Annotated in this window: 34 protein-coding genes and 1 pseudogene; 7 read left to right on the top strand and 28 right to left on the bottom strand. The window is 36.7% G+C overall.

All coding sequences use genetic code 11. The features are described from left to right. Positions 1 to 62: 62 nt before the first annotated feature. From DW938_RS10050 to DW938_RS10075, 6 genes are all read left to right on the top strand, one after another. Positions 63 to 293 (top strand): HPr family phosphocarrier protein, encoded by a 231-nt coding sequence (locus tag DW938_RS10050; RefSeq protein ID WP_022287796.1) that lies wholly within the window; start codon positions 63 to 65, stop codon positions 291 to 293. A 522-nt stretch (positions 294 to 815) separates the two neighbouring features. Next, positions 816 to 1,046: an HPr family phosphocarrier protein gene (locus DW938_RS10055; protein ID WP_118124676.1), complete on the top strand. Its 231-nt coding sequence runs from the start codon at positions 816 to 818 to the stop codon at positions 1,044 to 1,046. A 108-nt stretch (positions 1,047 to 1,154) separates the two neighbouring features. After that, entirely contained in the window at positions 1,155 to 1,913 is a 759-nt protein-coding gene (locus DW938_RS10060; RefSeq protein WP_118124677.1) for a YdcF family protein, read from the top strand. A 96-nt stretch (positions 1,914 to 2,009) separates the two neighbouring features. Beyond that, positions 2,010 to 3,497 (top strand): L-fucose/L-arabinose isomerase family protein, encoded by a 1,488-nt coding sequence (locus DW938_RS10065; RefSeq protein ID WP_118124678.1) that lies wholly within the window; start codon positions 2,010 to 2,012, stop codon positions 3,495 to 3,497. Between the two features lie 182 nt (positions 3,498 to 3,679). Next, a complete protein-coding gene (locus DW938_RS10070; protein ID WP_118124679.1) occupies positions 3,680 to 7,393 on the top strand; it encodes a phosphoribosylformylglycinamidine synthase in 3,714 nt (1,237 codons plus the stop codon). Between the two features lie 58 nt (positions 7,394 to 7,451). After that, on the top strand, positions 7,452 to 7,718 hold the full coding sequence (locus DW938_RS10075; RefSeq protein ID WP_117864549.1) for a DUF1294 domain-containing protein: 267 nt from the start codon (positions 7,452 to 7,454) through the stop codon (positions 7,716 to 7,718). A gap of 50 nt (positions 7,719 to 7,768) precedes the next feature. Here DW938_RS10075 and DW938_RS10080 read toward each other — a convergent pair whose 3' ends face one another. Further along, positions 7,769 to 8,644: a hypothetical protein gene (locus DW938_RS10080; protein WP_118124680.1), complete on the bottom strand. Its 876-nt coding sequence runs from the start codon at positions 8,642 to 8,644 to the stop codon at positions 7,769 to 7,771. 62 nt (positions 8,645 to 8,706) lie between these two features. Here DW938_RS10080 and DW938_RS10085 point away from each other — a divergent pair, with 62 nt between their 5' ends. Then, positions 8,707 to 9,054, top strand: coding sequence for a hypothetical protein (locus tag DW938_RS10085; protein WP_118124681.1), 348 nt, complete (start codon positions 8,707 to 8,709; stop codon positions 9,052 to 9,054). Between the two features lie 67 nt (positions 9,055 to 9,121). Here the strand turns inward: DW938_RS10085 and DW938_RS14805 are convergent, their stop codons facing one another. The 27 genes and pseudogenes from DW938_RS14805 to DW938_RS15145 form a co-directional block, all read right to left on the bottom strand. Beyond that, positions 9,122 to 9,265, bottom strand: a complete 144-nt coding sequence (locus tag DW938_RS14805; RefSeq protein WP_181984412.1) for a hypothetical protein — start codon at positions 9,263 to 9,265, stop codon at positions 9,122 to 9,124. A 14-nt stretch (positions 9,266 to 9,279) separates the two neighbouring features. Further along, positions 9,280 to 9,699, bottom strand: a complete 420-nt coding sequence (locus DW938_RS10090; protein WP_118124682.1) for a hypothetical protein — start codon at positions 9,697 to 9,699, stop codon at positions 9,280 to 9,282. 193 nt (positions 9,700 to 9,892) lie between these two features. After that, positions 9,893 to 10,288, bottom strand: a complete 396-nt coding sequence (locus DW938_RS10095; protein WP_118124683.1) for a hypothetical protein — start codon at positions 10,286 to 10,288, stop codon at positions 9,893 to 9,895. Next, positions 10,285 to 10,863 (bottom strand): hypothetical protein, encoded by a 579-nt coding sequence (locus tag DW938_RS10100; RefSeq protein WP_118124684.1) that lies wholly within the window; start codon positions 10,861 to 10,863, stop codon positions 10,285 to 10,287. The genes DW938_RS10095 and DW938_RS10100 overlap by 4 nt, the downstream gene beginning before the upstream one ends. A gap of 390 nt (positions 10,864 to 11,253) precedes the next feature. Further along, the gene (locus DW938_RS10110; protein WP_118124686.1) at positions 11,254 to 12,159 is read right to left on the bottom strand and encodes a DUF5104 domain-containing protein; all 906 of its coding nucleotides are present in this window, start codon (positions 12,157 to 12,159) and stop codon (positions 11,254 to 11,256) included. 292 nt (positions 12,160 to 12,451) lie between these two features. Continuing rightward, positions 12,452 to 13,006: a hypothetical protein gene (locus DW938_RS10115; RefSeq protein WP_046442060.1), complete on the bottom strand. Its 555-nt coding sequence runs from the start codon at positions 13,004 to 13,006 to the stop codon at positions 12,452 to 12,454. 3 nt (positions 13,007 to 13,009) lie between these two features. After that, positions 13,010 to 13,333 (bottom strand): hypothetical protein, encoded by a 324-nt coding sequence (locus DW938_RS10120; protein ID WP_207660700.1) that lies wholly within the window; start codon positions 13,331 to 13,333, stop codon positions 13,010 to 13,012. Positions 13,334 to 13,343: 10 nt separating this feature from the next. After that, complete coding sequence (locus tag DW938_RS10125; RefSeq protein WP_038671446.1) at positions 13,344 to 13,787, bottom strand: hypothetical protein; 444 nt, start codon at positions 13,785 to 13,787, stop codon at positions 13,344 to 13,346. Between the two features lie 138 nt (positions 13,788 to 13,925). Further along, on the bottom strand, positions 13,926 to 14,378 hold the full coding sequence (locus DW938_RS10130) for a hypothetical protein (RefSeq protein WP_117958429.1): 453 nt from the start codon (positions 14,376 to 14,378) through the stop codon (positions 13,926 to 13,928). A 46-nt stretch (positions 14,379 to 14,424) separates the two neighbouring features. Next, positions 14,425 to 14,685, bottom strand: coding sequence for a hypothetical protein (locus DW938_RS10135; RefSeq protein ID WP_118124687.1), 261 nt, complete (start codon positions 14,683 to 14,685; stop codon positions 14,425 to 14,427). Positions 14,686 to 14,986: 301 nt separating this feature from the next. Then, positions 14,987 to 15,322, bottom strand: a complete 336-nt coding sequence (locus tag DW938_RS10140; protein ID WP_118124688.1) for a hypothetical protein — start codon at positions 15,320 to 15,322, stop codon at positions 14,987 to 14,989. Beyond that, positions 15,307 to 16,188: a leucine-rich repeat domain-containing protein gene (locus DW938_RS10145; protein WP_118124689.1), complete on the bottom strand. Its 882-nt coding sequence runs from the start codon at positions 16,186 to 16,188 to the stop codon at positions 15,307 to 15,309. The genes DW938_RS10140 and DW938_RS10145 overlap by 16 nt, the downstream gene beginning before the upstream one ends. Positions 16,189 to 16,396: 208 nt before the next feature. Then, positions 16,397 to 16,819, bottom strand: a complete 423-nt coding sequence (locus DW938_RS10150; protein WP_118124690.1) for a hypothetical protein — start codon at positions 16,817 to 16,819, stop codon at positions 16,397 to 16,399. A gap of 106 nt (positions 16,820 to 16,925) precedes the next feature. Next, complete coding sequence (locus DW938_RS10155; RefSeq protein WP_118124691.1) at positions 16,926 to 17,423, bottom strand: hypothetical protein; 498 nt, start codon at positions 17,421 to 17,423, stop codon at positions 16,926 to 16,928. Beyond that, positions 17,407 to 18,123 carry a hypothetical protein gene (locus tag DW938_RS10160; protein ID WP_118124692.1) on the bottom strand — a complete coding sequence of 239 codons (717 nt, stop codon included), beginning with the start codon at positions 18,121 to 18,123 and terminating at the stop codon, positions 17,407 to 17,409. Before DW938_RS10160 ends, DW938_RS10155 begins: the two co-directional genes overlap by 17 nt. A 124-nt stretch (positions 18,124 to 18,247) precedes the next feature. Continuing rightward, positions 18,248 to 18,418 (bottom strand): hypothetical protein, encoded by a 171-nt coding sequence (locus tag DW938_RS14810; RefSeq protein WP_181984413.1) that lies wholly within the window; start codon positions 18,416 to 18,418, stop codon positions 18,248 to 18,250. Between the two features lie 44 nt (positions 18,419 to 18,462). Next, the gene (locus tag DW938_RS10165) at positions 18,463 to 18,945 is read right to left on the bottom strand and encodes a hypothetical protein (RefSeq protein ID WP_118124693.1); all 483 of its coding nucleotides are present in this window, start codon (positions 18,943 to 18,945) and stop codon (positions 18,463 to 18,465) included. 1 nt (position 18,946) lies between these two features. Then, positions 18,947 to 19,168: a hypothetical protein gene (locus DW938_RS10170; protein WP_118124694.1), complete on the bottom strand. Its 222-nt coding sequence runs from the start codon at positions 19,166 to 19,168 to the stop codon at positions 18,947 to 18,949. Continuing rightward, entirely contained in the window at positions 19,165 to 19,575 is a 411-nt protein-coding gene (locus tag DW938_RS10175) for a polymorphic toxin-type HINT domain-containing protein (RefSeq protein WP_207660701.1), read from the bottom strand. Before DW938_RS10175 ends, DW938_RS10170 begins: the two co-directional genes overlap by 4 nt. Positions 19,576 to 19,719: 144 nt before the next feature. Beyond that, positions 19,720 to 20,247 (bottom strand): PoNe immunity protein domain-containing protein, encoded by a 528-nt coding sequence (locus tag DW938_RS10180; protein ID WP_347517417.1) that lies wholly within the window; start codon positions 20,245 to 20,247, stop codon positions 19,720 to 19,722. Next, positions 20,238 to 20,396: a hypothetical protein gene (locus tag DW938_RS15135; protein WP_242843671.1), complete on the bottom strand. Its 159-nt coding sequence runs from the start codon at positions 20,394 to 20,396 to the stop codon at positions 20,238 to 20,240. The genes DW938_RS10180 and DW938_RS15135 overlap by 10 nt, the downstream gene beginning before the upstream one ends. 242 nt (positions 20,397 to 20,638) lie before the next feature. Beyond that, positions 20,639 to 20,911: a hypothetical protein gene (locus DW938_RS10185; RefSeq protein WP_207659939.1), complete on the bottom strand. Its 273-nt coding sequence runs from the start codon at positions 20,909 to 20,911 to the stop codon at positions 20,639 to 20,641. A 9-nt stretch (positions 20,912 to 20,920) separates the two neighbouring features. Then, positions 20,921 to 21,520: pseudogene (locus DW938_RS10190) on the bottom strand (polymorphic toxin-type HINT domain-containing protein); the annotation flags it as partial. 1 nt (position 21,521) lies between these two features. Continuing rightward, on the bottom strand, positions 21,522 to 22,067 hold the full coding sequence (locus DW938_RS10195) for a suppressor of fused domain protein (RefSeq protein WP_118124698.1): 546 nt from the start codon (positions 22,065 to 22,067) through the stop codon (positions 21,522 to 21,524). Then, positions 22,064 to 23,014: a polymorphic toxin-type HINT domain-containing protein gene (locus DW938_RS15140; protein ID WP_242992489.1), complete on the bottom strand. Its 951-nt coding sequence runs from the start codon at positions 23,012 to 23,014 to the stop codon at positions 22,064 to 22,066. The genes DW938_RS10195 and DW938_RS15140 overlap by 4 nt, the downstream gene beginning before the upstream one ends. Before the next feature lie 67 nt (positions 23,015 to 23,081). After that, complete coding sequence (locus DW938_RS10210; protein ID WP_117878352.1) at positions 23,082 to 23,420, bottom strand: hypothetical protein; 339 nt, start codon at positions 23,418 to 23,420, stop codon at positions 23,082 to 23,084. 10 nt (positions 23,421 to 23,430) lie between these two features. Further along, a partial coding sequence (locus DW938_RS15145) for a polymorphic toxin-type HINT domain-containing protein (protein WP_278278291.1) occupies positions 23,431 to 24,230 on the bottom strand: 800 nt, incomplete at its 5' end.

Raw genomic sequence — 24,230 nt, forward strand, 5'->3', positions numbered from 1 at the left:
TCTACAGAATTTATGTGGGAATCAAGATCGGATATACCGATCATTCTGAAGGAGGAATATTTATGACAAAGGTAAAAATCATGCTCGATTCCATTGCAGCGGTTAAAAAGTTTGTAAGTGTAGTTTCTATGTACGACTTTGATGTGGATCTTGCGTCAGGAAGATATGCAGTTGACGCTAAGTCAATTATGGGTATTTTCAGCCTTGACCTTTCAAATCCTATCCAGCTCGTAGCACACACAGACGACGCTACTAAATTCCTTGACGAGATCAAAGAATTTATTGTTGACTAAACTTTGATATCACGAAAGCACTGAGTTTTAAAAGCTCAGTGCTTTTTTTGTTGCAAAATTTAAACGATTTCGCATTTTTGCAAAATATCATCATATAGTTTAATATATTTACGAATATACACTTTCTACTTTTGTTGTATTTTCATTCAAAACGCATATAAAACGTTTGAGATTTTCGTAATAAGAAAACTTTTAGCTGATTTGTTATAGCTTTTATATAAGTTCCACATTAACTAAAACGTTTTAACATGATTAATTATCCAAATTTTATATAACAAATTAACATGAAATAAGTAAAATTCATATTAATATCTTCGTATATAATATTTTGCACAATATCTGTTTACTATTTGTTCACACAGGCATATAATTATATATGGATTAAGATATGTGACATATAAGTATAGAACTGCTGTTGCTAATGTAAAAAGAAACGAAAATCTCAGAAATTTTCGGTTCTTTTTACTTTTTCAGAGGTTATTATTGCGAAAGGAGGATATGCCTTAGGGCATAATCACGAACATGATCAAAGCTTATATCAGGATAAACGATCTTAATGACATCAAGACTTTGCATGAAGCGGCTTTAAGCTGCAAATACGATCTGGTGGTGCAGTCAGGAACAAAAATACTCAATCCAAAATCACTTATGGGTATTTTCGGTCTTGGCACAAAGAAAACTGTATCGCTGGTAGCTAAATATGACGACAAGCGTGATTTTCTCGAAAAATTCGGTGATCTGATCTCAACTTAGATCATTCCTTATAAAAGCGTTCTGCTGCTGCGGAGCGCTTTTTCTTTTGCACTTGTAATCGCAAAGGCTATGTGTTATAATAGTACAAAAAAGACAAGGAGATAACTAATGAGCGTAAAAATAATATTGCTTGCACTGGAAACCTTGCTGTTGTTTCTGTTTCTTGTACCATTTCCTGTTATATGTTCGGGCAACCTGCTTGGCATCATCGTTTCGGTGATACTAATGCTCATAACAGCAAACTGGACAAAATTCTGCGGTATTATATCAAAAATATGGGGACATGGCGCAGGTAAATTCGGGCTTATCTTTATAAGCACATTGATACTTGCTGGGATAATATATGTGGGTATTCTTTCCATACTTATGTACAAAGCACAGGAAAACCGTCCTGAAAAAGCCAATGTTATAGTTGTGCTTGGCTGTCAGGTAAAAGGCGAACGTCCCTCACGAATGTTACGCAGACGACTTGACGCTGCAATTACGGCTATGAACGACAATCCCGATACGCTTTGTATTGTTTCAGGCGGCAAGGGTGATGATGAGAAAATAAGCGAAGCCTTGGCAATGAAAAATTACCTTCTTGAAAAAGGCATGGACAGCGACAGGATAATAATGGAGGACAAGTCCACTTCAACTTACGAAAATATCCAAAACTCTCTCAAGATACTCGATGAACTCGGCATGAGCCATGATATGACTATCGTCACAGACGGCTTTCATCAATACCGTGCAAGCCTTATAGCAAAGGCTCAGGGGGTGGATAATGTCACCGCTTATTCAGCCTACACCGAGCCACGATACCTGTTCACATATTGGGTGAGAGAGTGGCTTGGGCTAACGCACTTTTTCATGCTGGGCAGCTAACTAAATTTCACTAAAATTTGCACAAAAAGCTATTGAAAACAGCACAAAGGTATGCTAGAATAAAGTCATAAATAAATGAAAATTGGAGGTTAAAACATGAAAAATATACCAGAAGTAAAACTTGGCATCGTTGCAGTTTCAAGAGATTGCTTCCCTATGTCGCTTTCAGAATCAAGACGTATCAAGGTCTGTCAGGAGTACAAAAAGGCTCACGGAGATATCTACGAATGTCCTACAGTTGTGGAGAACGAAAATGATATGCTCAAGGCTCTCGGCGAGGTAAACACAGCAGGCTGTAACGCACTTGTTGTATATCTTGGAAACTTCGGACCTGAGTCCTCAGAAACACTTCTAGCAAAGAAGTTTGGAGGTCCTGTTATGTTCGTTGCGGCTGCTGAAGAACCATGCGGTGATGCACTTATCGACAACAGAGGCGACGCTTACTGCGGAATGCTCAACGCAAGCTATAACCTTGCACTGAGAAACATCAAGGCTTATATCCCTGAGTACCCTGTTGGTACACCTGACGAGTGTGCAAAGATGATAAGCGAGTTCGTTCCAGTTGCAAGGGCTATCCTCGGTCTTAAGGATCTGAAGATAATCTCATTCGGACCACGTCCACAGGACTTTCTTGCCTGCAACGCACCTATCAGACAGCTCTACAATATGGGTATTGAGATAGAAGAAAACTCAGAGCTTGACCTTTTCGAGTCATTCAACGCCCATGCCGGCGATGAGAGAATATCTGCTGTTGTGGCTGACATGGAAGCAGAGCTTGGCAAGGGCAATAAAATGGCAGGCATCCTTCCAAGACTTGCGCAGTATGAGCTTACTCTTCTTGACTGGGCAGAAGCTCACAAAGGCTCAAGGAAATATGTTGTATTTGCAAACAAGTGCTGGCCTGCATTCCAGACGCAGTTTGGCTTCGTTCCTTGCTATGTTAATTCAAGACTTACAAAGATAGGCATTCCTGTTGCCTGCGAAGTAGATATCTACGGTGCTGTCAGCGAATACATAGGCGTTTGTGTATCACAGAAGCCTGTTACGCTCCTTGATATCAACAACACTGTTCCTGCGGACATATACAATGATGATATCGCAGGAAAGTTCCCTTACACACATAGGGATACATTCATGGGCTTCCACTGCGGAAACACAGCTTCATGCCTTGTAAAAGAGCCTGAGATGAAGTTCCAGCGTATCATGAAGAGAAATCTTGAGCCAGACAGCGAGCCTAATATTTCAAGAGGTACTCTCGAGGGCGATATCGTTGACGGAAATATAACATTCTTCCGCTTCCAGTCAACGGCTGACGCACAGCTCAAAGGATATATTGCAGAGGGCGAAGTTCTTCCTGTGGCAACACGTTCATTCGGCTCTATCGGTATTTTCGCTATCAACGAAATGGGCAGATTTTATCGCCATGTTCTCGTTCAGAAGAACTATCCTCACCACGGTGCTGTTGCTTTTGGTCACTATGGAAAGGCACTCCACAGTGTTATGACATATCTTGGCATAACAGACATAGGCTTCAATCAGCCAAAGGGTATGCTTTATCCAACAGAAAATCCGTTTGCAGATTAATATTTTAGGGATACCGCACTGTAATGGTGCGGTATTTCTGCTTTTATGAACTAAAAAAATCAACAAGTGAGCCAACGCTTATTCACACATAATTATATGCCCTGCCGAATAATAAGAATTTTATTGACAAATATGCGAAAAATGTAGTATAATAGAAGTAACTATTATAAGGAGATGTAGCCATGTCTGTTTACCGTATTTATGTAGAAAAAAAGCCTGAATTTGCAGTTGAAGCAAATTCACTTATCAGCGGAATAAAGTCAGCTCTGGGACTTGAAAACCTTACAGGTCTGAGAGTTATAAACCGCTATGACGCAGAGGGTCTTTCAAGAGAGGATTTCGACCTTGCAGCACCAGTCGTTTTCTCTGAGCCTGCTGTTGATGTTACTTACGATCACCTGCCTGCTGTAAAAGCTGACGAGTTTGTTTTTGCAGTTGAGTATCTGCCAGGTCAGTTCGATCAGAGAGCTGATTCCTGCGCACAGTGTATCTCACTTCTCACTGGAGGAAAAAGACCTACTATCAAGTCAGCGAGAATTTATATCGTTTCTGGCAAACTCACAGAAGCAGAGCTTGACCAGATCAAGCACTATATGATAAACCCTGTTGAGTCAAGAGAAGCTTCCCTTGATTGCTTTGATACACTTGATATCAAGTATACTATCCCTACCACAGTCAAGACTGTTGAGGGCTTTATCTATTCAACAGACGATGACCTGAGATTCATGCTCACAGACTTGGGTCTTGCAATGGACTTTGACGATATCAAGTTCTGTCAGGATTATTTCAAAAACGTTGAAAAAAGAAACCCTACTATCACTGAGATAAGAATGATAGACACATATTGGTCTGACCACTGCCGTCATACTACATTCTCCACTATCGTCGACAACGTTTCTATCGACTCAGACTACATAGCTGCTACCTTTGCAGACTATATCAACACAAGAAAAGACCTTTATGCAGGCAGAACTGACAAGCCTGTTACACTTATGGATCTTGCTTGTATCGGCGCAAAGCAGCTTAAAAAGGCTGGTCTGCTCAAAGACCTTGACGAGAGTGAGGAGATAAACGCTTGCTCCGTTAAGATAACTGTTGACGTTGACGGCAATCCTGAGGACTGGCTGCTCATGTTCAAAAACGAAACACACAACCACCCTACAGAGATCGAGCCTTTCGGCGGTGCGGCAACTTGTCTTGGTGGCGCTATCAGAGACCCTCTGTCAGGACGTTCATATGTATACCAGGCAATGAGAGTAACAGGCGCAGGCAATCCGCTGGTTCCTGTTGAGGACACTATCACAGGTAAGCTTCCACAGAGAAAGATAGTTGTAGGTGCGGCAAATGGTTATTCTTCATACGGCAACCAGATAGGTCTTGCTACCGGTCACGTTCACGAGATATATCACCCGGGTTATGTTGCGAAGAGAATGGAGATAGGTGCTGTAGTCGGTGCTGCTCCTGCTGAGAACGTAAGACGTGAAAGACCTGAGCCTGAGGATATCGTTATCCTCCTTGGCGGAAGAACAGGACGTGACGGCTGCGGCGGAGCAACAGGCTCTTCAAAATCACACAACCTCCACTCACTTGAAAACTGCGGAGCTGAGGTACAGAAGGGTAACGCACCTGAGGAAAGAAAGCTTCAGCGTTTGTTCAGAAACCCTGAAGTTACTTCAATGATAAAGCGCTGCAACGACTTCGGCGCAGGCGGAGTTTCCGTTGCTATCGGCGAGCTTGCTGACGGACTTTCTATCAACCTTGACGCTGTTACAAAGAAGTATGACGGTCTTGACGGCACTGAGCTTGCTATCTCTGAGTCACAGGAGAGAATGGCTGTTGTTATCGCAAAGAGCGACCTTGAAAAGTTCATGGCTGAGGCTGCAAAGGAAAACCTTGAAGCAACAATGGTGGCAAGAGTAACTGCTGAGCCAAGACTTAAAATGAACTGGTGCGGCAACACTATCGTTGACCTTACAAGAGAGTTCCTTAACTCAAACGGAGCTGAAAAGCACACAGATATTTCTATCCCTGCTCCTGTTTTCGCAGCAGAGAGCAACGATGCTGACACTGCTGACCGCTGGGAGTCTATGATATCAAACCTCAACATATGCTCACAGAAGGGTCTTATTGAGAGATTTGACTCAACAATCGGTGCAAACACAGTTCTTATGCCATTTGGCGGTAAATATCAGAACACACCTACACAGGCAATGGCTGCAAAGCTCCCTGTTCTTCACGGCAATACAAAGACAACCTCCATTATGGGCTGGGGCTATGACCCATATCTCTCATCTGTAAGCCCATACCACGGCGCAATGAGCGCTGTAGTTGAGTCTATCGCAAAGGTCATCGCAACAGGCGGTACATATGAGAAGTGCTGGCTCACATTCCAGGAGTATTTCGAGAGAACACAGAATGATCCTGAGCGTTGGGGCAAACCTATGTCTGCTCTCCTCGGTGCATACAAGGCACAGATAGAGCTAGGATGCGGTTCTATCGGCGGTAAGGACTCAATGTCAGGTACATTCGAGGAAATAGACGTTCCACCTACACTTGTTTCATTCGCTGTTTCAGTAACAGACGCAGACAAGGTAGTTTCACAGGAATTTAAGAAGGCCGGCTCTAAGGTAATCCTTATCAAGCCTGAATATGACGACAACAAGCTTGTGAACTTCGATTCACTTAAGGCAGTATTTGAAAATGTAGAAAAGCTTATTGCTGAGGGCAAGGTGCTTTCATGCTGGGCTGTATCCTACGGCGGTGTATCTGAGGCTGTTGCAAAAATGGCATTTGGTAACAAGATAGGCTTTAAGTTCACAGACAAGCTCACAGCAGAAGAGCTTTACAGAGCTTGCTATGGCGCATTTGTTATCGAGCTTGCAGAGGGCGTTGACACTGACGAGAGAGTTATCGGTGAAACAACAGAAAGCTACGAGATAAAGTCAGACAACTACACAATAAGCCTTGACAAGCTCCAGACACTTTGGGAGGGCAAGCTTGAGCCTGTATATCCTGTTCATGTGAAAGAGCCTGCTGAAAAGCCTGAAAAGTACAGCTACAAGGCAGACAAGAGAGTTGCACCTGCTATCAAGGTGGCAAAGCCAAAGGTGCTTATCCCTGTATTCCCTGGCACAAACTGCGAATACGATACAGCAAGAGCCTTTGAAAAGGCAGGAGCTGAGGCTGACATCTTCGTTGTAAGAAATCTCACAGAACAGGCTATCAAGGAGTCTGTTGACGCAATGGAGAAGAAGATAAAAGAGTCACAGATAGTAATGCTCCCAGGCGGATTCAGCGGTGGCGACGAGCCTGACGGCTCAGGCAAGTTCATCGTATCATTCCTGAGAAACCCAAGACTTACAGACGCTATCCATGACCTGCTGAAAAATCGTGACGGTCTTATGCTTGGTATCTGCAACGGCTTCCAGGCACTTATCAAGCTTGGTCTTGTACCATATGGTGAGATAAGAGATATGAGAGACGACTCCCCTACACTTACATTCAACACCATTGCAAGACACCAGTCTAAAATGGTAAACACAAGGATCGCTTCCAACAAGTCACCATGGCTTGCAGGCTGTGAGGTAGGCGATATCCACAGCGTGGCTATCTCACACGGTGAGGGACGTTTTGTTGCAACAGCAGAGGAGATCGCACAGCTTGCTGCAAACGGACAGATCGCCACACAGTATGTTGACTTTGACGGAGAACCTACATTTGACATTCATTGCAACCCTAACACATCATTCCAGGCTATTGAGGGTATCACCTCACCTGACGGACGTGTTCTTGGTAAAATGGGTCACTCAGAGCGTAAGGGCTGCTGCGTATCAAAGAACGTTCCTGGTGAAAAGGATCAGAAGATATTTGAAAGCGGCGTAGCTTACTTCAAGTAAAAAAACAAAAATACAAGGGCGGAGCTTTTCCGCCCTTTGTTTATATGAGGGCAAAGATATGCTGAAATACATTATAATATATCTTTCCGCAATGAGCCTTTTGACGTTCATACTTTTTGGTGCAGATAAGCACAAGGCAAGAGCACACAAATGGCGGATACCTGAGAAAACGCTCCTTGGTCTGAGCCTGCTTGGCGGCTTTGCAGGAGGATTTCTGGGCATGGAATTTTTCCGTCACAAAACAAAACACTGGTATTTTTATATGGTGATGATAATTTCTCTTGCACTATGGGCATTTATCATATACAAGGTCATTGCAGAATAGAATAAGTTCTTTAGGTAGTCGGTAACGGCTGCCTAATTTTTTTGCCCTCCTTATTCCGCTGTAACGGTGTAAATGCCGTTCTCATCAGGTCCGCTGACGGTGCATCCCTCTGCTAGTTGAATACCGCCATATCTGCCTGTTTCATATTCATCCGGCTTAAAGTTATATGTACCCACACCGCAGATGATCTTTGCCTCTTCTCTATAAACACTATCAAAGGAGAATTTGCCTATCCGAATATTACCCGACAGTTTTAAGGTCGGCGTACCGGTAGTAACCATGGGAACTTTAAGCGTCCCTAACGTAAAGTCGCCGGAAATGGTGACATCTTTCTTAACTTTCATTGTTCCGATAATATTATTGACTTCCTCAAATTTCCAAATGCCGCCATAACTGGTAAAGCAATCTTTCGTGATGACACAATCTCTCAAGGTCACATCTGAGTAATTATTATTGTCGCCCAACCCATTCAGAGTACAATTGCCAACAATCAGATGTTGTTCAGCTCTTCCATTCATCTGCACATAACAACCGATAGTACCGTTGCTCAGCGTCAGCGTTTCGTTGCCATCATTTGAGAGTGAAATAGATTCGACGCTCAGCGTCTTTCTGTTCAGATCAAACTCCAGATCTTTTCCTGACGAAACCGTCAGCATCTCGTATGCTCCGTTAAGATCGTTGTTTAGCTTTGCCTTGCCACCATTTTCAAATACACCGCGCAGATCCTCCAAATTTTTCACCATAGTGGTGTCTGATGTATCTGAGGTGATCTTTACTGTAATAGTTCCAATCTTCTGATCTTTTGTGATCGCACCTCCGGAAATGCCAAAAGCAGTTGTGTCTGTTGGGGCGTTTTCAATTGTTGTATTCTCTGCAGAAGCAATATCAAACTCGGTCTTGTCAAAGCTGCCATTCAGCCCATCCACATCGGATGCGTAAGGAGCTTGGGCTAGACGTTCCGTCGCCTAAGGAGGAATTCGACCCGCCATTGGGTTTCTACGAGAAGTGCAGTATTATGGACGAAATGCCTCTGGCTTACTGCGTTATCGAGCTTGTATTCGATGAAGATGGTCACGGTGTTGACTTAATTTTCCGCTACTGCAACAAGGAGATGGCGGTAGTTGAGGGTGTGCCCGTGGAAGAAATGCTGAATCGGTCTTTTTATGAAGTATTTCGTAACGGAGGCCGAAAATGGCTGGTATCTTACGCAGATGTAGCACTCAACGGCACAAAGCACACGCTGAAGGATTTTAGCCCTGAGATCGGAAAAGACCTCACCATATATTGCTATCAGCCCGGACCCGGTTTCTGTGCCTGCGTCCTTCTGCCAGAATAAATGCACAACCTAAAATGACATTTCGTTAAAAAGCATAATGTAAAAAAAGGCTCTGATAAGACCAATTTTAGGTCATCTCAGAGCCTTTAATCGTTAAATGAGGCACAGATTCGATAGATACTTTTTTAGCAAGTTCTTCAAGATAATCAAGCGTAAGTTCACTTTCTGATTTTGAATTGAGCTTATCTAATGCTTCCAATAACGTCAACATTACAATACACCTCCTTACTCATAGCCATATATTACCTTGGTCTGTCCACTTTCTTCGCCAGGCCATCCGGATATGTTGTAAGCTTTGAACGCGTCAGTTAACAAAATTTGAAGGTATTCTTTATCGTTTAGCAATCCTTTCGGGAAATCAATACGTGTTATTTTCCAACAAACTTGTTGTTCATGAATACTCTTTATTGCTTGAACAGGTATCGGATTTGATTTATACATAAAGATAAATTCCTCTATATCATTATTCGTGTCATGATGGTTATAGCAATGTGCTAACCATGTTTCAGAATTTTTGTCAATAGTTAAGTACAGGGGCGTGATACCTTCTGTCGTGTCCCTAAAGCTCCCGTATGGGTTCTTAATCTTTTTCTTAGCCAGTTTCTCTCTTTGCGTTGGAGTCAGCTTTTCATTAACAAATGCCATAGTCTAAACCTCACAATAATAAAAGTATTTAAGGGTATTTTAAAGAGAACCCTTATAAAACCTCTTGCTGCGCTTGTATAGTAAATGCAATGAATAAAACGTAAGCACTCAGAATCTCTTCCTAATGAATTATATAGATTATTTAATTATTTGGTTGAGATTCCATTTATTGAATTCGTGTTGCCAATTTCTCCTATATTAGGATTAACATCCGAATTAGGACAATTATAGATGACTCTTTCTGTTCTACCCCACTTGTGCTTCCAACAGGAATAAAATTAGGATTAGCACCTGGAGTTGAAGCATCAGGTATTCGTATATCAAAACCATAAATATTATCAATATTTACTCTAACAGGTGTATCTCCTAAACTATTCTCTGGTAAACCCAATAAAGTTTCTAATTCCCTTGGATTTCCGTTGGTTTTAATTATAGCTTCATCAATTTCGGCACTTGGTGCAACCCAAACAACAGTATCATCTCCAACAGGACGTCCCAATGTAACATCTTTGCCTGAAATATAGTCTTCATAACCTTTTTCAGATATTAGATAAGATGCACCTTTACTAAATATTTCGTCTATATTCATAATATTCTCACCCCATAATTTTTAGTTGCAATGTTATTAATTCTTGTAATTTCCTGCCAAAGCCCATTTTCTTCATTCCAACCTTGCCATTCCTTACAAACACGAAGCTCCTTTTCGTGTTTTAATAGCGTTTCCTTCAATTTCTCAATTAACTCTTGATTAATGAATTTAAATGGTGCTTCGTGTCTTTTTTCATTCCTAATTTGATTCCAACATACCATAAACGCTATCCAATTCTTTGCTGGATCGCAATCAAGAAGATACAATATGGCTTCTTCGAATTTGGCAACAATTTTTTCATTTTTAGTTTCCTCATAAAGTTTGTATACTCCAAAATCTATAATTCTACTAAAATCCGTTGGTACATTTGCTGGAACAAAGTGACTTATAGGACAAGCATATCCTTTCTCTCCGCAAAGGAACTCAGCAACCTCGTTATTTTCAAATGCTTTTTTTGTAAGTTCAAGCAGCTCTTCATTTGTAATTTGTTTTTCTAATTTCATAACATTTCCTTTCCCACCAAACGACGAATAAACATTTTCTATTTTTACATCAAGTATATCTATTTGTATCAATCACGGGGACATCTTCTAAAATATCATCTATCATTGACGTTGTGAATTTGAATGTAACCGTCAAACCCTCCGCATCTACCCCACCGATGACTAAAGAAGTATAATAAACTTCAAGCAACTCCATAGAGTAAATTACCCAATCTCAAAAAGTCTATAGAGCTGCTTAGACCAAATTAGATGTGGAGATAAAGATAATGAAAACAACGATCACAACGGTAAAGAACGAATTTCGCCTGTCCGAATTGTCAGCCCAGATCCAGGCACAGAAAAGCAGCGGACTTACAGTGCATAAATGGTGTGAAGAAAACGGTGTCAATGTTAATACCGTGTACTTGAATTTTGTTCCGATTATTTCGCTGCTCATTTGTTATTTAATTCCTTGCCATTAATCTATTCATTTTCTAAAATATATTCATATTTATTATCTTCGCTCCAACGGCTGTCTATATCCTTAACAGACAGCGCATTGATCGAGCCGTCATCTCTGCCAACAGCCACGATCGCATATTTATTGCTGTCTGAAATTTCATACATATATACATCGGCTAAAACATGTTCCTTGTCATTGTCAAGAGATTCGGCATACGGAGCACCGAATTTTTCCTTAAAGCTCAGAAAATCTCTGCTGTTCCATGCGGTTATATCATCATATTTTACAATACTTTGTGGATTGATTATCCTGTAAATATCTATAACTTCGTACTTATTGCCCGTCTGAGCCACTAAATAACTGCGGCTGTCGCCATAACCGGAAGCAACGCAGCAGTTATGGTCTGCAATTTCAATAGTATTGGCAGTATTACACTCGATATCACCGGACTCATAATCCAAAGTATTTATGGATATGTTATAAACGCCGACCAGATCTTCCCCATCTTCATGCTTTTCATCGATGGGACAAACTGCTATATATACCCCATATTTTTGCTTATCCGTGATAATATAAAATGATCTGGAAAGAAAAGCACTGGTATAATTTTTCCCTGAAGAACTGGCGCTCACAGTATCCTTTTCATACTCTGTCGTGCGAATTATATCGCCTTCAAATCCATCAATCAGCGTTTGTATATCAGCGTCAATACCATCTGAATTTTTCAGACCGTTACACAGTAAGGATTTTACGCCGTCTTTATCCCCATCGTCTATGTATGTCAATAATTGATCTACCGTATCTGCGTAGAACTGATCGTTGTATTTATACTCAACACCGTTTATGATAGGCGTTTCTTTAATGGCACAACTACTCAGAGATATCACCAATGCTAAGCTCGAAATAAGGCTGATGACTTTTTTCATTTATTATTTCTCCTTCCAGTCTAAAGTTGCTATGTAAGTCTCATCTGAGAATGACCACCCTGCAGTTCCGTCAGTCGCATCTCTGAAAGCCTCATACATGATCTCGCCATTCTCCATCCTCAATATCCGGTTTTTAAGTATTCATACTTATCGTAAAAAAACGTACTTACTCTTATCAGCACTATCAAAAAGTAAAATATATTCCGCTATTTTACTGCTTATTTTTTCAATTCCACACTTTTGATTGGAAATATAATTGATCATATATTTTATCGTGTCTAAAGCTATAAACCTATAGTTTTTCCAATCTTCCGTTAAAATTGCCGTCAGGTTCTGTTAAAGCCCAAACACTTCTACATTTTGTACACTTATAATAAAATTTTTTATGTCCATAACCATCATACTTATTAATGGAGTGTTTTTTACAAAGTTTCTTTGCTTTTTTTAATTCAGCAATATATTTTTTTAGATAACAAAAATCGGAAATATCGTTAAACTCATCAACTTCAGCTAGTACTTCACAAACACATGATATTTTCATTGATTTTATAATATTATTTTCTATAACAATTAATGGATAACCTTTCCAATCAAACCATATTGCATCATCTGCTATAAAATACAACCGTTTCTCACCCAAAAAGGTTTTGTTTGCTATAGTCATCAATTCTATTTTTTCATTAATTGTTGCTTTTTTATTTGGATACCACTCTATTTTATTAGCAAGCACCAAAAAATAATCTATTCCTATTTCTCCATGAAATGTTGCTATTTTATCATTATATTTTACATGAATTTTATCGCTACTTGCTTTGCCTACTGTTACAAATTCCATATGCATTTTCAATTATCACTTCTCCTTTAACCAATTGATGATGCTTCCATTTAATGAAAATAGACCTGATAAACCTGATGTAAATTCACAAGTTCTTGGAATGTTAATTAATAATTGATTGCTAGTTCCAAAATTAGCTAGCTTTGAAACACTTGTTACCATTGCTATAGCTAATACTGCTCCTATTACAATTGTTACTGTGATGAGAATCTCTTTCCAACGCTCCTTACACCACTCACAAGCGTTATCCCATTTTTTCTTCCAACCAGCTTTTCTCAATATCCGGCTATAAGTACTCATATTTCTCATAAAAGTCATTTTTGCTTTTATTGATAGCATCAGCCGCATTTTAGTCAATAGTCACAACATCGGAAATGTATTCACTAATATTTTCTTTCAATGACTCAAGTGATTTAATTTTGTCCTCTTGGGTCTGCGTTGATGATTTTATTGAGCTGATAACATCATCAACATCACATATGCTTTCATCTATGGAAAGCACTTTTGATTTCAGTGATTTCAAATCAGCATTATCATTAATAAATAAAGGGTGATAATATTTTACGGCATATTCAGGATCATTTTTTATTATTGATGTAATTTTATTTTTAATTGTTTTGCAGTAATCATTTCCCAATTTATAGTATATAGCATTGACAAGGTGCAAAACCATTTTCAATAGTGGCATGTGTTTTCTAAGTTCAATTATCTGTTTGCTTTTTATGTGTTTAGTGGTTCGCATCTTCTCATAGTTTAAACCTCGATACAGTATTTCAAATAATAAATATTCCATCTCACATTAATTGTTTTTCAAAAATGCATACCATTCTGCTCACCAACATACATCCGTTGTTGCCGTTGGATCATTTGTTACCACTTTATGCTCTTATTTAAAATCAAGTGTAACCCAAAATCTTTGTTCGATGTCGCCTTAATTGATAGGGTAAAGCCTATAATAATAGCCATTATCAGAATCTTTCTTTATACATTTAAATTCCGCTTCATTCTTTTCAAAACTTGCATATTTTACTTGCGTACTTTCGTTTTGTCTATATGGATAAATAATAAATTCTGGAATTTTATTTGTAAAATCATGATCTGAGACTTTGAAAAATTCTTCATAAGTAACATTGTTATTATTAAGGAAAATAATCCCATAATTTAAATCGAGATATGTATTATAATTTATATCAAATGCATCACATATATCTTTCGTTTGCGTTGACGGTCCATATACAATACACTTATCCCATTCAAAGCCAGTAAAATCAGACATATGTATAATAATCTCGGTATCATCATTACATTTTTTTATAATTTTATCCTTTAACGATTTTGAATGACGATAATTTATTATTGAAAAAATGCTCAGTATAACTCCCATACACAATACTCCAATCAAAATTACTCTAATATATTTCTTGACCAATTCAATCACCTTTTTTATTATAGTATTTATTATCTGGTGGAAATCCGTTTTCTTCAAGTGTTTCCAATATAATTAAATCATCTTTGTATCGTTTGTATGAATGTCGTTCTTTTACAATCACATAATGTCCATCATCAGTTTCCTTCACAATATTTAATCCATTTGTATAATAGTAATCTAATACTTTTTTTGCTATATCTTTGGATGTACTATCAATTGATGTTGTTTTTCCAATTTTCCGTCCAATAACATTGTTTAACAAATCAACTGCTTGATCAGCATCACTTAAAGTTTTAAACTTATGCGAGTATATATCTTTGATTTCATGAATAACGTTTTGATTTTTTTCATGAGCATTACCAGCTTGTAAGCCTATATTCTCTCCCCACTTATTTGTTATAATTGAAATCCAAAAAGTGTGTCGAAAAGCATTTACTTCTGATCCTTCTTGAGCATCATTATCTTCAAAACATTTGAATAAAAGTTAAAGCATAATTAAATATTTTATCACGATTGATTATTTCTAAGATTGATATTGATTGTCATAAAGTTTTAAGTTTATATCAATCAGAAACTTCATCCCCATAAGACATACTGAATACCCGCAGCCAGTATGCGTCATCTTCTGAGTATTCTTTAACAGCATCTTCAATCACCTGATTTTGTAATTCTTTAACTATTAAATCAGGTGATCCGCTTGGCAAATGCCGTTCTCCCACATGATCGCTTATCCAATCGATTGTTGCAACAGTAATGCAATATTTATTTCCGTTTTCCAGTTTGACAAAAATATCAATATTATCATTTTTTATGTTACAATTTTTCATCGGAGTTGGATATTCAATTGATATTACTTTTATAACATTATCTTCTATTAAACTTTTTAATCTTTCATCCAAGCTTCATCATAATTTGGATGTTCATTTAAGCATTTCAAATCAATTCCATGAGTCTCATGCCCTAAATATGAGAACTCTTCTAATTTTGGTAAGTTTAACACAAAGCTTATGTCTGTAATATTACAATAAGAAACATCTAAAGCTTTTAGATTATAAAGTTTATTTATAATTTCTTTATCAATTGAGTGTATATTCGTAGAATTTATATTGAGGGATACAATATTCTCCCAATTAACACTTTCATAATCCAGCTTGGTAAAATCAGATCCTGAAATTGAAAGTGATTTCAATTCCGTTAATTCGGATAAATCCGGTAAGGTTTCAATTTGAACATCGTATAATTCCAACGATTTTAAATTCTTGAAGCTTCCCTCTGTTCCGAGCAAGTCAATATCGTCAATTTTAAAACGGGCACCCCCATAAGGATTAGATCTAATGCATAAACTTGATAGACTTCTGATATCTGCCAGCTTTCTTATTGAACCAATAGGTGAATCTACAATATTAACAGAAGTTAATTTTTTTAGTTTAGTTAACTCTTCAAAAAAGTTATGTGCATCTGAAGCGTCACTGATTCCGACAATAGTAATTGTTTCAAGATTCGTTAATTTGCTGAGCAAATCATAATCGTGTCCCAAAAGTGCAACATCAGAACCCGGATCACAAACCAACTCACGTATCTCATCATAATTCTGACTTGTTTGATTAATACAGTCGTTAATGGTTTTTCGTTTCCACTGTAAATCAGCTTCTGTTTCATTATCACTGTTTAAGAACCATATTCCGAAACCTATTACAATAGCCAAAAATATTATAAGAATACAAGTAATAATTATCATCGTAGAAAATATGGTTTTATGTTTCATTATAAACAAATCCCTCATTAAGTTAATCTTGCAAAAATGTTATAAAGGCATCAATATGCTGTTTATATTTATCTGCTCTCTTCTTTTTTTCTCCTACAAGTTCACCATCAATATAAGCACCCAAAGTAGATTTAACATCGTAATTTATATTATTGCGAATTTGATCAATACCACCATTATTTGATATGAACTCCGATTTAGGATCGATTCAGCCATCCATTACAGCCTTATTATATTCTTGTTGAACTTTTAGAAAATTACTGTTACTGTTCTCAAATTTATACTGTATATTATTCGGATCAATATCAGATAAAAAATCCTGATCGTCATACCTTGTCGAAATAATATCTCCACTATAGGATATCATTCTATCAGTACTTCCATTAGCAAAATCCACAATGTCTAAATTATCGTTAAATTCAACATACTGTAATGCCTCGTGAACAAAATCTTTCATAACCTCCGAACCCAATTCATTTGCTTTTCTTTTAAACTCTTCAACAGTTGGAGGATTTTCCCCATTAAAAAGATTTTCCTCTTCTCGTGAGAATCCGAAATGTAATTCAATATTCTCATAGTTAGAACCATGTTGCACATTTAGAGCAATTGCAAAATCAATAGCATCAGCCACATTTTAGTCAATAGTCACAACATCGGAAATATTTTCATTAATGTTATTCAAAAGATTCAATTTTTCTTAATGAATTTGTGGTAAAAATTAAATTTATATAATTGTTTCAAATTAACGTTTTAATTTTTTCAAACGTTTTTATACCCTTAAAATTATCAAAATGAAAATATAATCTATTTTCATTTGTTACCCATGTACAGATCATATAACATAGACCTTTTATAATAGCTGATTTTTGCGGATTGTTTGAGTACGGTTCACAATTATAAAGAAATTGTTGAAACGTAATATTTTCAAAAGGAAAATATATAACTATAGTTTCACATAAGCTTTTAAACAATAAATTGACAGATATATTAAAAAAGTCATTATTTGCTACAATAACAATATCGGTATTTTCGTTTTTAGTTATCAATGATGCATATGTTTGCTTAGAATTAGTAATAATTTTTGTTAATTCATCATTCTTGCAAATATCGCAAATTTCAAGAAAGAAAAAAGATGGTGCTAGCTTAATTATTTTTGTTAATAACTTTGTAGAAACATCACCATCTATAAATGCTTGTTTCACTTTTTTCTTTTGATCATTATTTCTGCGTAACACCTATTACTCCTCCTAATATTGAAGTCAATCTAACATGTACATCACGTTTAGCGGGATCAAATATCCATTTCATGGATTTCATGAAATTAGGCATACTATTGTATAAATTATATGTAATATGCGTATGAAAAAGTTGTTTTCCAGCCTCAAAATCCAATCTGAAAGTTTTTCCAATTTTAAATAATGTTCCACCAGAATTAAGGTTATTAAGTCCGTTTGGAGACCATTTTTTTATTTTACCCAAAGTTTTACCTGAGAAATTATTTGGCTTGAATAATTGCAGTTGTTCACCGCCAAATATCAATGTACCGCCCCTAGAAAATTTTAATATTGCAGATATTGTCTGTGCACCACCAGCAAAAATTCCACCCCACATAAATCCACTAGCGAAACCATCTACAAATGATCTTAACACTTTTCCCAAAATCGTTTTAAAACTATCTCCACTGAAAATCGAAACTATCAGTGAACTAATCACACTAATCCCACCAGATATAAACCCTGCCATTGCAGCTGACTTAAATCCTATACCAAGTGCTGCTAAAAATGAGCCACCTGTCAATACGGTTAAAACAGCACCAATAACAATACATATAGCACCTATAACCAACTCTTTCCAATGATTCTTACACCATTCGCCGACCTTTTTGCAGCCGTCTTTGAATTTTTTCCAACGGCTTTTTTCACATTCGGGCTTCATGTAGTAGTACTCGTCGTAAAAATCGTCTTTGCTCTCAATAATAGTCAGAGTTTATACAGTTGTATTTTACTACAACTCCTAATAGTATAATTATAATGTGCATACAATTACATTGTAATTTTTGTCACAAAAACATATACGCATCTCCTGCACATTGATACGCATCCGCACAATTCTCATCAAGCTTAATCGCTTCTTGTGCAAGATTAAATGCTTCGTGGTATTGCCCATTGAAAAATGCCATTTGCGCATTTGAAACAAGCTCAATCAATTGCTCATTATTTGTACTCGTCATTTTTACCACCTCTTTTTCTGGTTAAAAACTAGAGATTATTTTCTTTATTCGACACCATTTTCTAAATCTTTCAAATATTGTTCTTCCTCATCGTAACAATGAAGATCATGAACAATCAAAGTCACAACATTGTCTTCATCATCAGGATAAAAGAGTTTAACTCCTAATTTTTGACTATAGTAGCCTTCTGATTCATCTTCATCTTTTACGATATCATCAGTTACTTTTTTTAGTGCTTCTAATGTAGTTTCTTTGTCGGCTGTTAACTGAATCGACACATCACCATAGATCCACACGATTTTTTCTTCAGTATATTCAGGAAAAAACTCAACAGCTTCTAAAGTCATTTGATTATTGAACAATGTATAGAAAAAACCATAATCGTCTAAAATACGATCTTGAATAGGAAACCCATATTTGTTAGATGAAATAGGCTTTCCTAATAATCGTTGTATTTCTTCACGTGTCATTCCAAAAAAGAGTTCGCCAATGCCTCTATAAGGGAACAACTCATATTCTTTGCTCATTTTACTTTCCTACCTTTTTTATAATATCATTTAGGGTATCCTGTGCTTGCTGAATACTCGAATCATATTTTCCAGGAAATTGCGATTTTATATCAGCAACGTCCATATCAAAAGCTTCTTGAAGCTTTCCGTTTCCTATCAGTTTTTTCTGCTTAGCTCGATATGCCTTTGCGCCTGGTTTATTATCGTAACTTGCTGTTTGCGTATGATCAGAATTTTTCATTGAATACTCGGTCCGTTAACTTTTTTATTTTTTCCGCTACCGACTGTTCCGATTTTTTCTTTTATATCATCCGGATAAGCATCATGTGCGGGCATATGGTGTGCATGCTGTTTTTTCGTATAATCACTTTGCGTTGAATTATATTCTTTATTCTTTTCACTAACTTCTTTGTAACTGCCGCCACATTCAGCATTATGCACCCAAATATTATTCTGTCCAACAAAGTAAGTATGAAAATCTTCTACCTCAAAATTATAAACCTTAACAGGTTCTTTTGTCAACTCAACATCAAAATTTTCAACCAAAAGAACATTGCAATTAGAATTAAGAAGTTCATATCCGATTACAAGTTCTCCTGCTTTGATAAAGCCTTGATTTTTACATAAAACGGGTGGTCGGATGGTCAACAGTTGCAACGATTTCTTCACCGTTCACAGTGAGATGAACAAGCGTTGTTACCTCTCTTATATAGGTTTCAAGAACAGGAGTTCGCTATAAGTTCAGATAAGCGACCATCTATCGAAAGTGTCATTTTATCACCTCGTCATTACTCAATTGAAATGAACCATATCATAAGGATAATACTGCTCATTTTGTAAATCGTTATCATCTAGTTGGAGCCTTTTAGCAATAGCACCAGCTTCAAAACACCAATATCCATAATACTGATATTTATTCACCAGTTCATGTGTACCATACCAAGCACTATCTACAGAGCCTTTATACCATCCTCTCAAATATTTTAGAAAAGCATCTCTATCTTCATCGTTAATGCTTTTTACTAACTTTTTGTATGGACGAGGGAAGGATATTTTCGGTGTATCAAACTCACTTTTATTTCCAATGAGGATAAAATCTAATAATGAATCATATGTTTCAGATTTCCTCAATTTATTTTTTATTATATTCAACTTACCATCGTCCAAATTCAGAAGATATGCTAAAGAAGCAAAAATAATATTGCTCTCGTATACTGAATCATCCCAAGCTTCACCAAACAAATCTAAAGAAGATTCAAATTCTTTTTTTATTTCTTCAATTGAATCACCTTTTGAATACTTAGCGATTATTATCCCGATTTTTTTTGTAAAATGTAATCTTTTACAAAAAGTATCTTGTCATTTAAGTATTTTCCAGCAGCAATACCCTCTTCAAATCTTTTGATTCCTTCTGACATTTTCAAAATATACTCATCAAAATACTCTTTTGATTTAATTGTATCTCGCATAATATTCTCCTTAATATCAAAAATTCTTGATGTAAATAATTGTCTACTTTAATGACTTAACACTAGTTGTAACATTTACTAAACCGTTATCGTTACTTACATTTACTCTGAACAATTCCTTAACAGTATCACCAGTTGCAAGTCCTTCGATTATGTCATCTGGGTCATCGACTATTTTTCCTATATTATTTTTTATCTTAGTAAATTTCACTTTTATTATTGTTTGGCACTAATAAAAGAGGTCATTCTATTTCAAACCATTTCCATGGCTGCGTTTCATCATCACGGAAAGCGCCGCATCCTAGAGGAAGATCACATAATTCACCAATAGAAGAATCAATCTGCTCCATTTCCGAAATCGATATTATAGCAGCACTTTCTTCACTAACGTCCTCTCCGTCCAGAAATTCCCACATTCCATCTTCTTTATCATGGAAAACTAAAACTACTTTCTTTTTTTTGTTAATAATATCTACAGTTGTTATTACCATTGTATTTTCATCAATATCAAACATAATTTTTTCTCACTTATTTGATTTAAAAATATTTTCTTCTCTTGATAAAACCTGTGCATTAAAATAACTATTACTTCCTCCACTGCTTCTTGGCTTTATGTGGCCAATTTGAACTTTCAATGGATCTGGCGTTACGTTTAGCTTACTTTGAGTTGCGGAAACAAGTTCTTTTCCTGACATATCAGATTTTATTTTTCCGCCATTTCGTCTCATATTTTCTTGTATTATCTGTCTTTTTTGAGCCTTTGTAAACTTTTTCCCTTCACCTACATATTTTGAATCTTTTAGATTAGAATAATCACCAGCATTATGTACCAATACACCTAATCCACTAACGTGATATGTATGAAAATCTTCTACCTGAAAATTATACACCTTTACGGGTTTATCTGTCAACTCGACATCAAAATTTTCAACCAAAAGAATGTTTTTGTTTGAGTCAAGCAATTCATCACCGACTGCAAGTTCTCCTGCGTTGACAAAGCCACGATCATTCACATAAAACGGGTGCATTTCAGTCGTTATGATCTCTTCGCCGTTGATTACCAAATGAATAAGCTTATTATCTTCTCTTATGTAGGTTTCAACAACTGTTTTCTAAGCGGTTTTTTCACACTATAGATTCCCTGTTAAGATTTATTATATCAGCTTTTGAACTTTCTAGTAAATTTTCAAATTCTTCGCAACCATAGTTATGAATAAATTCAAGTTCTTTTTCTGAAATAAAAAACGCTATATACATTTTTAAGTGATCTTCAATTTTTGAAAATTCTTCTGGTAAAACATATGGTTCCGTAAAATAAATCGCTGTTTTATTATGCCTTTTTGAAAAATCTGCAATTATGTTATCTAGACCTTCAATTATTGTACCTCTGCCAAAATCCATTTGTTGTTGAAGAACATAAAATAAAGCATTCGCAAATACAACAGCACAATTATCATAATCATCATCTACTGGCATAATTACTTCACATGAATTATTAATTAAATTCGAATAATTTGACAGTCCAAAAGATGCGAATGTTAAACAATCTTTAAACGTTCTGTCAAATCCCAAAAGTTGTATAACGTATTCGCCGCTTGTATATTTATCTACACCTATATATTTTCCTAAAAACAATTCATAATGGTCAAGTATACTTTCACCTAAACTCATTCAGCAAAATCTCCTTTCACTCCTTCAAATATATGTTTTATATTGCATTCATGACACTGAACTCTCAAATCTGAATTATAACAGTCTAAAACTTCTGTTCTTGTAGGAGTTGTTTCTAATGATTGTAATTTTACCTTTCTCTCAGCCCAAGTCTCTGGATAATGATCAAGGTCATAACCTATTCTATCAACCGGACCATTCTTGGTATTTATTGTTATTTTATCAGGTATTTCTTTTCCACAAGTTGGGCATTTCATTTTTCCGTTAGAGTTTCTTGGTGCCTCACTTTCTACTTTTTGTCTTGCACTGCGTCTAAATGATCTCCTTGCATATAAATCACTTGCATTATGTACCAACACGCTAAAACCACTAACGTGACATGTATGAAAATCTTCTACCTGAAAATTATACACTGTAGTGGGTTCATCTGTCAACTCGACATCAAAATTTTCAACTAAAAGAATGTTTCCGTTTACATCAAGGAGTTCATCACCAACTATCAGTTCTCCTGCTTTGATAAAGCCTTGATTTTTTACATAGAACGGGTGGTCAACAGTTGTAACGATTTCTTCACCGTTCACAGTGAGATGAACAAGCGTTGTTACCTCTCTTATATAGGTTTCAAGAACAGTTTTCGGAGAAGTTTCCATTGTTTCAGGGTCTGTTGAAATGACTTTATCTCCTGACTTTATCGTTTCTATAGCAACCATTCCGGCAACCGCCATGACAAGCGTTCCTGCCACAAAACATGACGGTTTAACTCCTGCACTGTTAGCTGCCTTGTTAAATCCGCTGTTCATTCCGCCGGTGAAAACAGCTACACTTGCTATAGTCGTCTGAGTTATATTGTATATAGAACTCTCATGCAAAGCCGCATTAAAGTCACTAAACCAGTTATCACCAAACAATATCTTTGAACCTAATGCGAGAGTATCAAAGCCTCCCATTACAAATGTGATAGCTCCACTGATTTGCGTTCAATAATAAAGCTTAAGTTCATGAATAAAACTAGATTTACTCATCATCTTCTAATAATGCTTCTCTGTCCATTTCTTCCTCAACTTGCTCTTCTGTCTGCTTGTATGATACAAGTAAATTATTCAGATATTCTTCACTTGTTAGCTTTCCCTCTACATAGATATAGCTATTTATTCCTTCTTTGGACAAATCTTTTTTAACGTGTAAAAGTGTCTTTATTCCGTTCGCACGTATAATATCACACTTATACACATAATCGTTGTTTGAAACAATTTGTTTGATTTGTGAAATGGGTAGTTCTTGATATTTACGTATAATTTTAGCCATAGTAGCTGTGAATACTGAACTCTCCAGTTTTAAGCCTACAGTTCTCATAGTAATCTCCTTAAAAATCAATTATTGTTTTAATGGGTTCTCCTGGCAAACTATTACGGAAATTGCCACCGTGCCAACCTTTTAAGTGTTCATTAAAAGTAGCAGGATATATTACTTCGCTGTTTCCAGACAAATGTGGGTATTTTGAAACGCTGTACGTATGATGTCCTTGTATGGTTTTTCCATTGTAAGTAGGGCGTTTGCCGTTTAAGATATCAGCCTTCTGTTGAGGAGACCAATTACGCGTTCCATTCTCACCCTTTTGTAACCTAATCTGTTCTTGATCCCAAAATTCATTTACTGCATCTTGCCGCTTAGCAGAAATTTTCTTATTCCATTCAAGCTTTTTATACTCATCTTTAGTTATTGTTCTATCTCTAACCTTAGATTCTAACCTTGACTTTTCTTTGGCACTAATCTGCTTATATTTAGAGGGATGTTCCCGAGTGTCCAAGCCCTTAGTACGCTCAGCCATTATTTCCTTAGGCGATTGATTATAATCAGCATTATGCACCAACACATAAAAGCAACCAACATGATAAGTATGGAAATCTTCCACTTGAAAATTATACACCGTAACAGGTTCGTCTGTCAACTCAATAGCAAAATTTTCAACTAAAAGAACATTTCCGTTTACATCAAGAAGTTCATCACCAACTATTAGTTCTCCTGCTTTGATAAAGCCTTGATTTTTTACATAGAACGGGTGGTCAACAGTTGTAACGATTTCTTCACCGTTCACAGTGAGATGAACAAGCGTTGTTACCTCTCTTATATAGGTTTCAAGAACAGTTTTCGGAGAAGTTTCCA

The organism is Ruminococcus sp. AM43-6, assembly GCF_003461785.1.
GTDB classification, from domain to species: domain Bacteria; phylum Bacillota; class Clostridia; order Oscillospirales; family Ruminococcaceae; genus Hominimerdicola; species Hominimerdicola aceti.

Coding starts and splice junctions, on each gene's coding strand:
- DW938_RS10050 (WP_022287796.1), top strand. CDS start 63: ATGACAAAGGTAAAAATCATGCTCGATTCCATTGCAGCGGTTAAAAAG.
- DW938_RS10055 (WP_118124676.1), top strand. CDS start 816: ATGATCAAAGCTTATATCAGGATAAACGATCTTAATGACATCAAGACT.
- DW938_RS10060 (WP_118124677.1), top strand. CDS start 1,155: ATGAGCGTAAAAATAATATTGCTTGCACTGGAAACCTTGCTGTTGTTT.
- DW938_RS10065 (WP_118124678.1), top strand. CDS start 2,010: ATGAAAAATATACCAGAAGTAAAACTTGGCATCGTTGCAGTTTCAAGA.
- DW938_RS10070 (WP_118124679.1), top strand. CDS start 3,680: ATGTCTGTTTACCGTATTTATGTAGAAAAAAAGCCTGAATTTGCAGTT.
- DW938_RS10075 (WP_117864549.1), top strand. CDS start 7,452: ATGCTGAAATACATTATAATATATCTTTCCGCAATGAGCCTTTTGACG.
- DW938_RS14805 (WP_181984412.1), bottom strand. CDS start 9,265: ATGTTGACGTTATTGGAAGCATTAGATAAGCTCAATTCAAAATCAGAA.
- DW938_RS10090 (WP_118124682.1), bottom strand. CDS start 9,699: ATGGCATTTGTTAATGAAAAGCTGACTCCAACGCAAAGAGAGAAACTG.
- DW938_RS10095 (WP_118124683.1), bottom strand. CDS start 10,288: ATGAATATAGACGAAATATTTAGTAAAGGTGCATCTTATCTAATATCT.
- DW938_RS10110 (WP_118124686.1), bottom strand. CDS start 12,159: ATGAAAAAAGTCATCAGCCTTATTTCGAGCTTAGCATTGGTGATATCT.
- DW938_RS10120 (WP_207660700.1), bottom strand. CDS start 13,333: ATGCTATCAATAAAAGCAAAAATGACTTTTATGAGAAATATGAGTACT.
- DW938_RS10125 (WP_038671446.1), bottom strand. CDS start 13,787: ATGGAATATTTATTATTTGAAATACTGTATCGAGGTTTAAACTATGAG.
- DW938_RS10130 (WP_117958429.1), bottom strand. CDS start 14,378: ATGGGAGTTATACTGAGCATTTTTTCAATAATAAATTATCGTCATTCA.
- DW938_RS10145 (WP_118124689.1), bottom strand. CDS start 16,188: ATGAAACATAAAACCATATTTTCTACGATGATAATTATTACTTGTATT.
- DW938_RS10160 (WP_118124692.1), bottom strand. CDS start 18,123: ATGAAGCCCGAATGTGAAAAAAGCCGTTGGAAAAAATTCAAAGACGGC.
- DW938_RS14810 (WP_181984413.1), bottom strand. CDS start 18,418: ATGACGAGTACAAATAATGAGCAATTGATTGAGCTTGTTTCAAATGCG.
- DW938_RS10165 (WP_118124693.1), bottom strand. CDS start 18,945: ATGAGCAAAGAATATGAGTTGTTCCCTTATAGAGGCATTGGCGAACTC.
- DW938_RS10170 (WP_118124694.1), bottom strand. CDS start 19,168: ATGAAAAATTCTGATCATACGCAAACAGCAAGTTACGATAATAAACCA.
- DW938_RS15135 (WP_242843671.1), bottom strand. CDS start 20,396: ATGCGAGATACAATTAAATCAAAAGAGTATTTTGATGAGTATATTTTG.
- DW938_RS10185 (WP_207659939.1), bottom strand. CDS start 20,911: ATGTTTGATATTGATGAAAATACAATGGTAATAACAACTGTAGATATT.
- DW938_RS10195 (WP_118124698.1), bottom strand. CDS start 22,067: ATGAGTTTAGGTGAAAGTATACTTGACCATTATGAATTGTTTTTAGGA.
- DW938_RS15140 (WP_242992489.1), bottom strand. CDS start 23,014: ATGGGAGGCTTTGATACTCTCGCATTAGGTTCAAAGATATTGTTTGGT.
- DW938_RS10210 (WP_117878352.1), bottom strand. CDS start 23,420: ATGAGAACTGTAGGCTTAAAACTGGAGAGTTCAGTATTCACAGCTACT.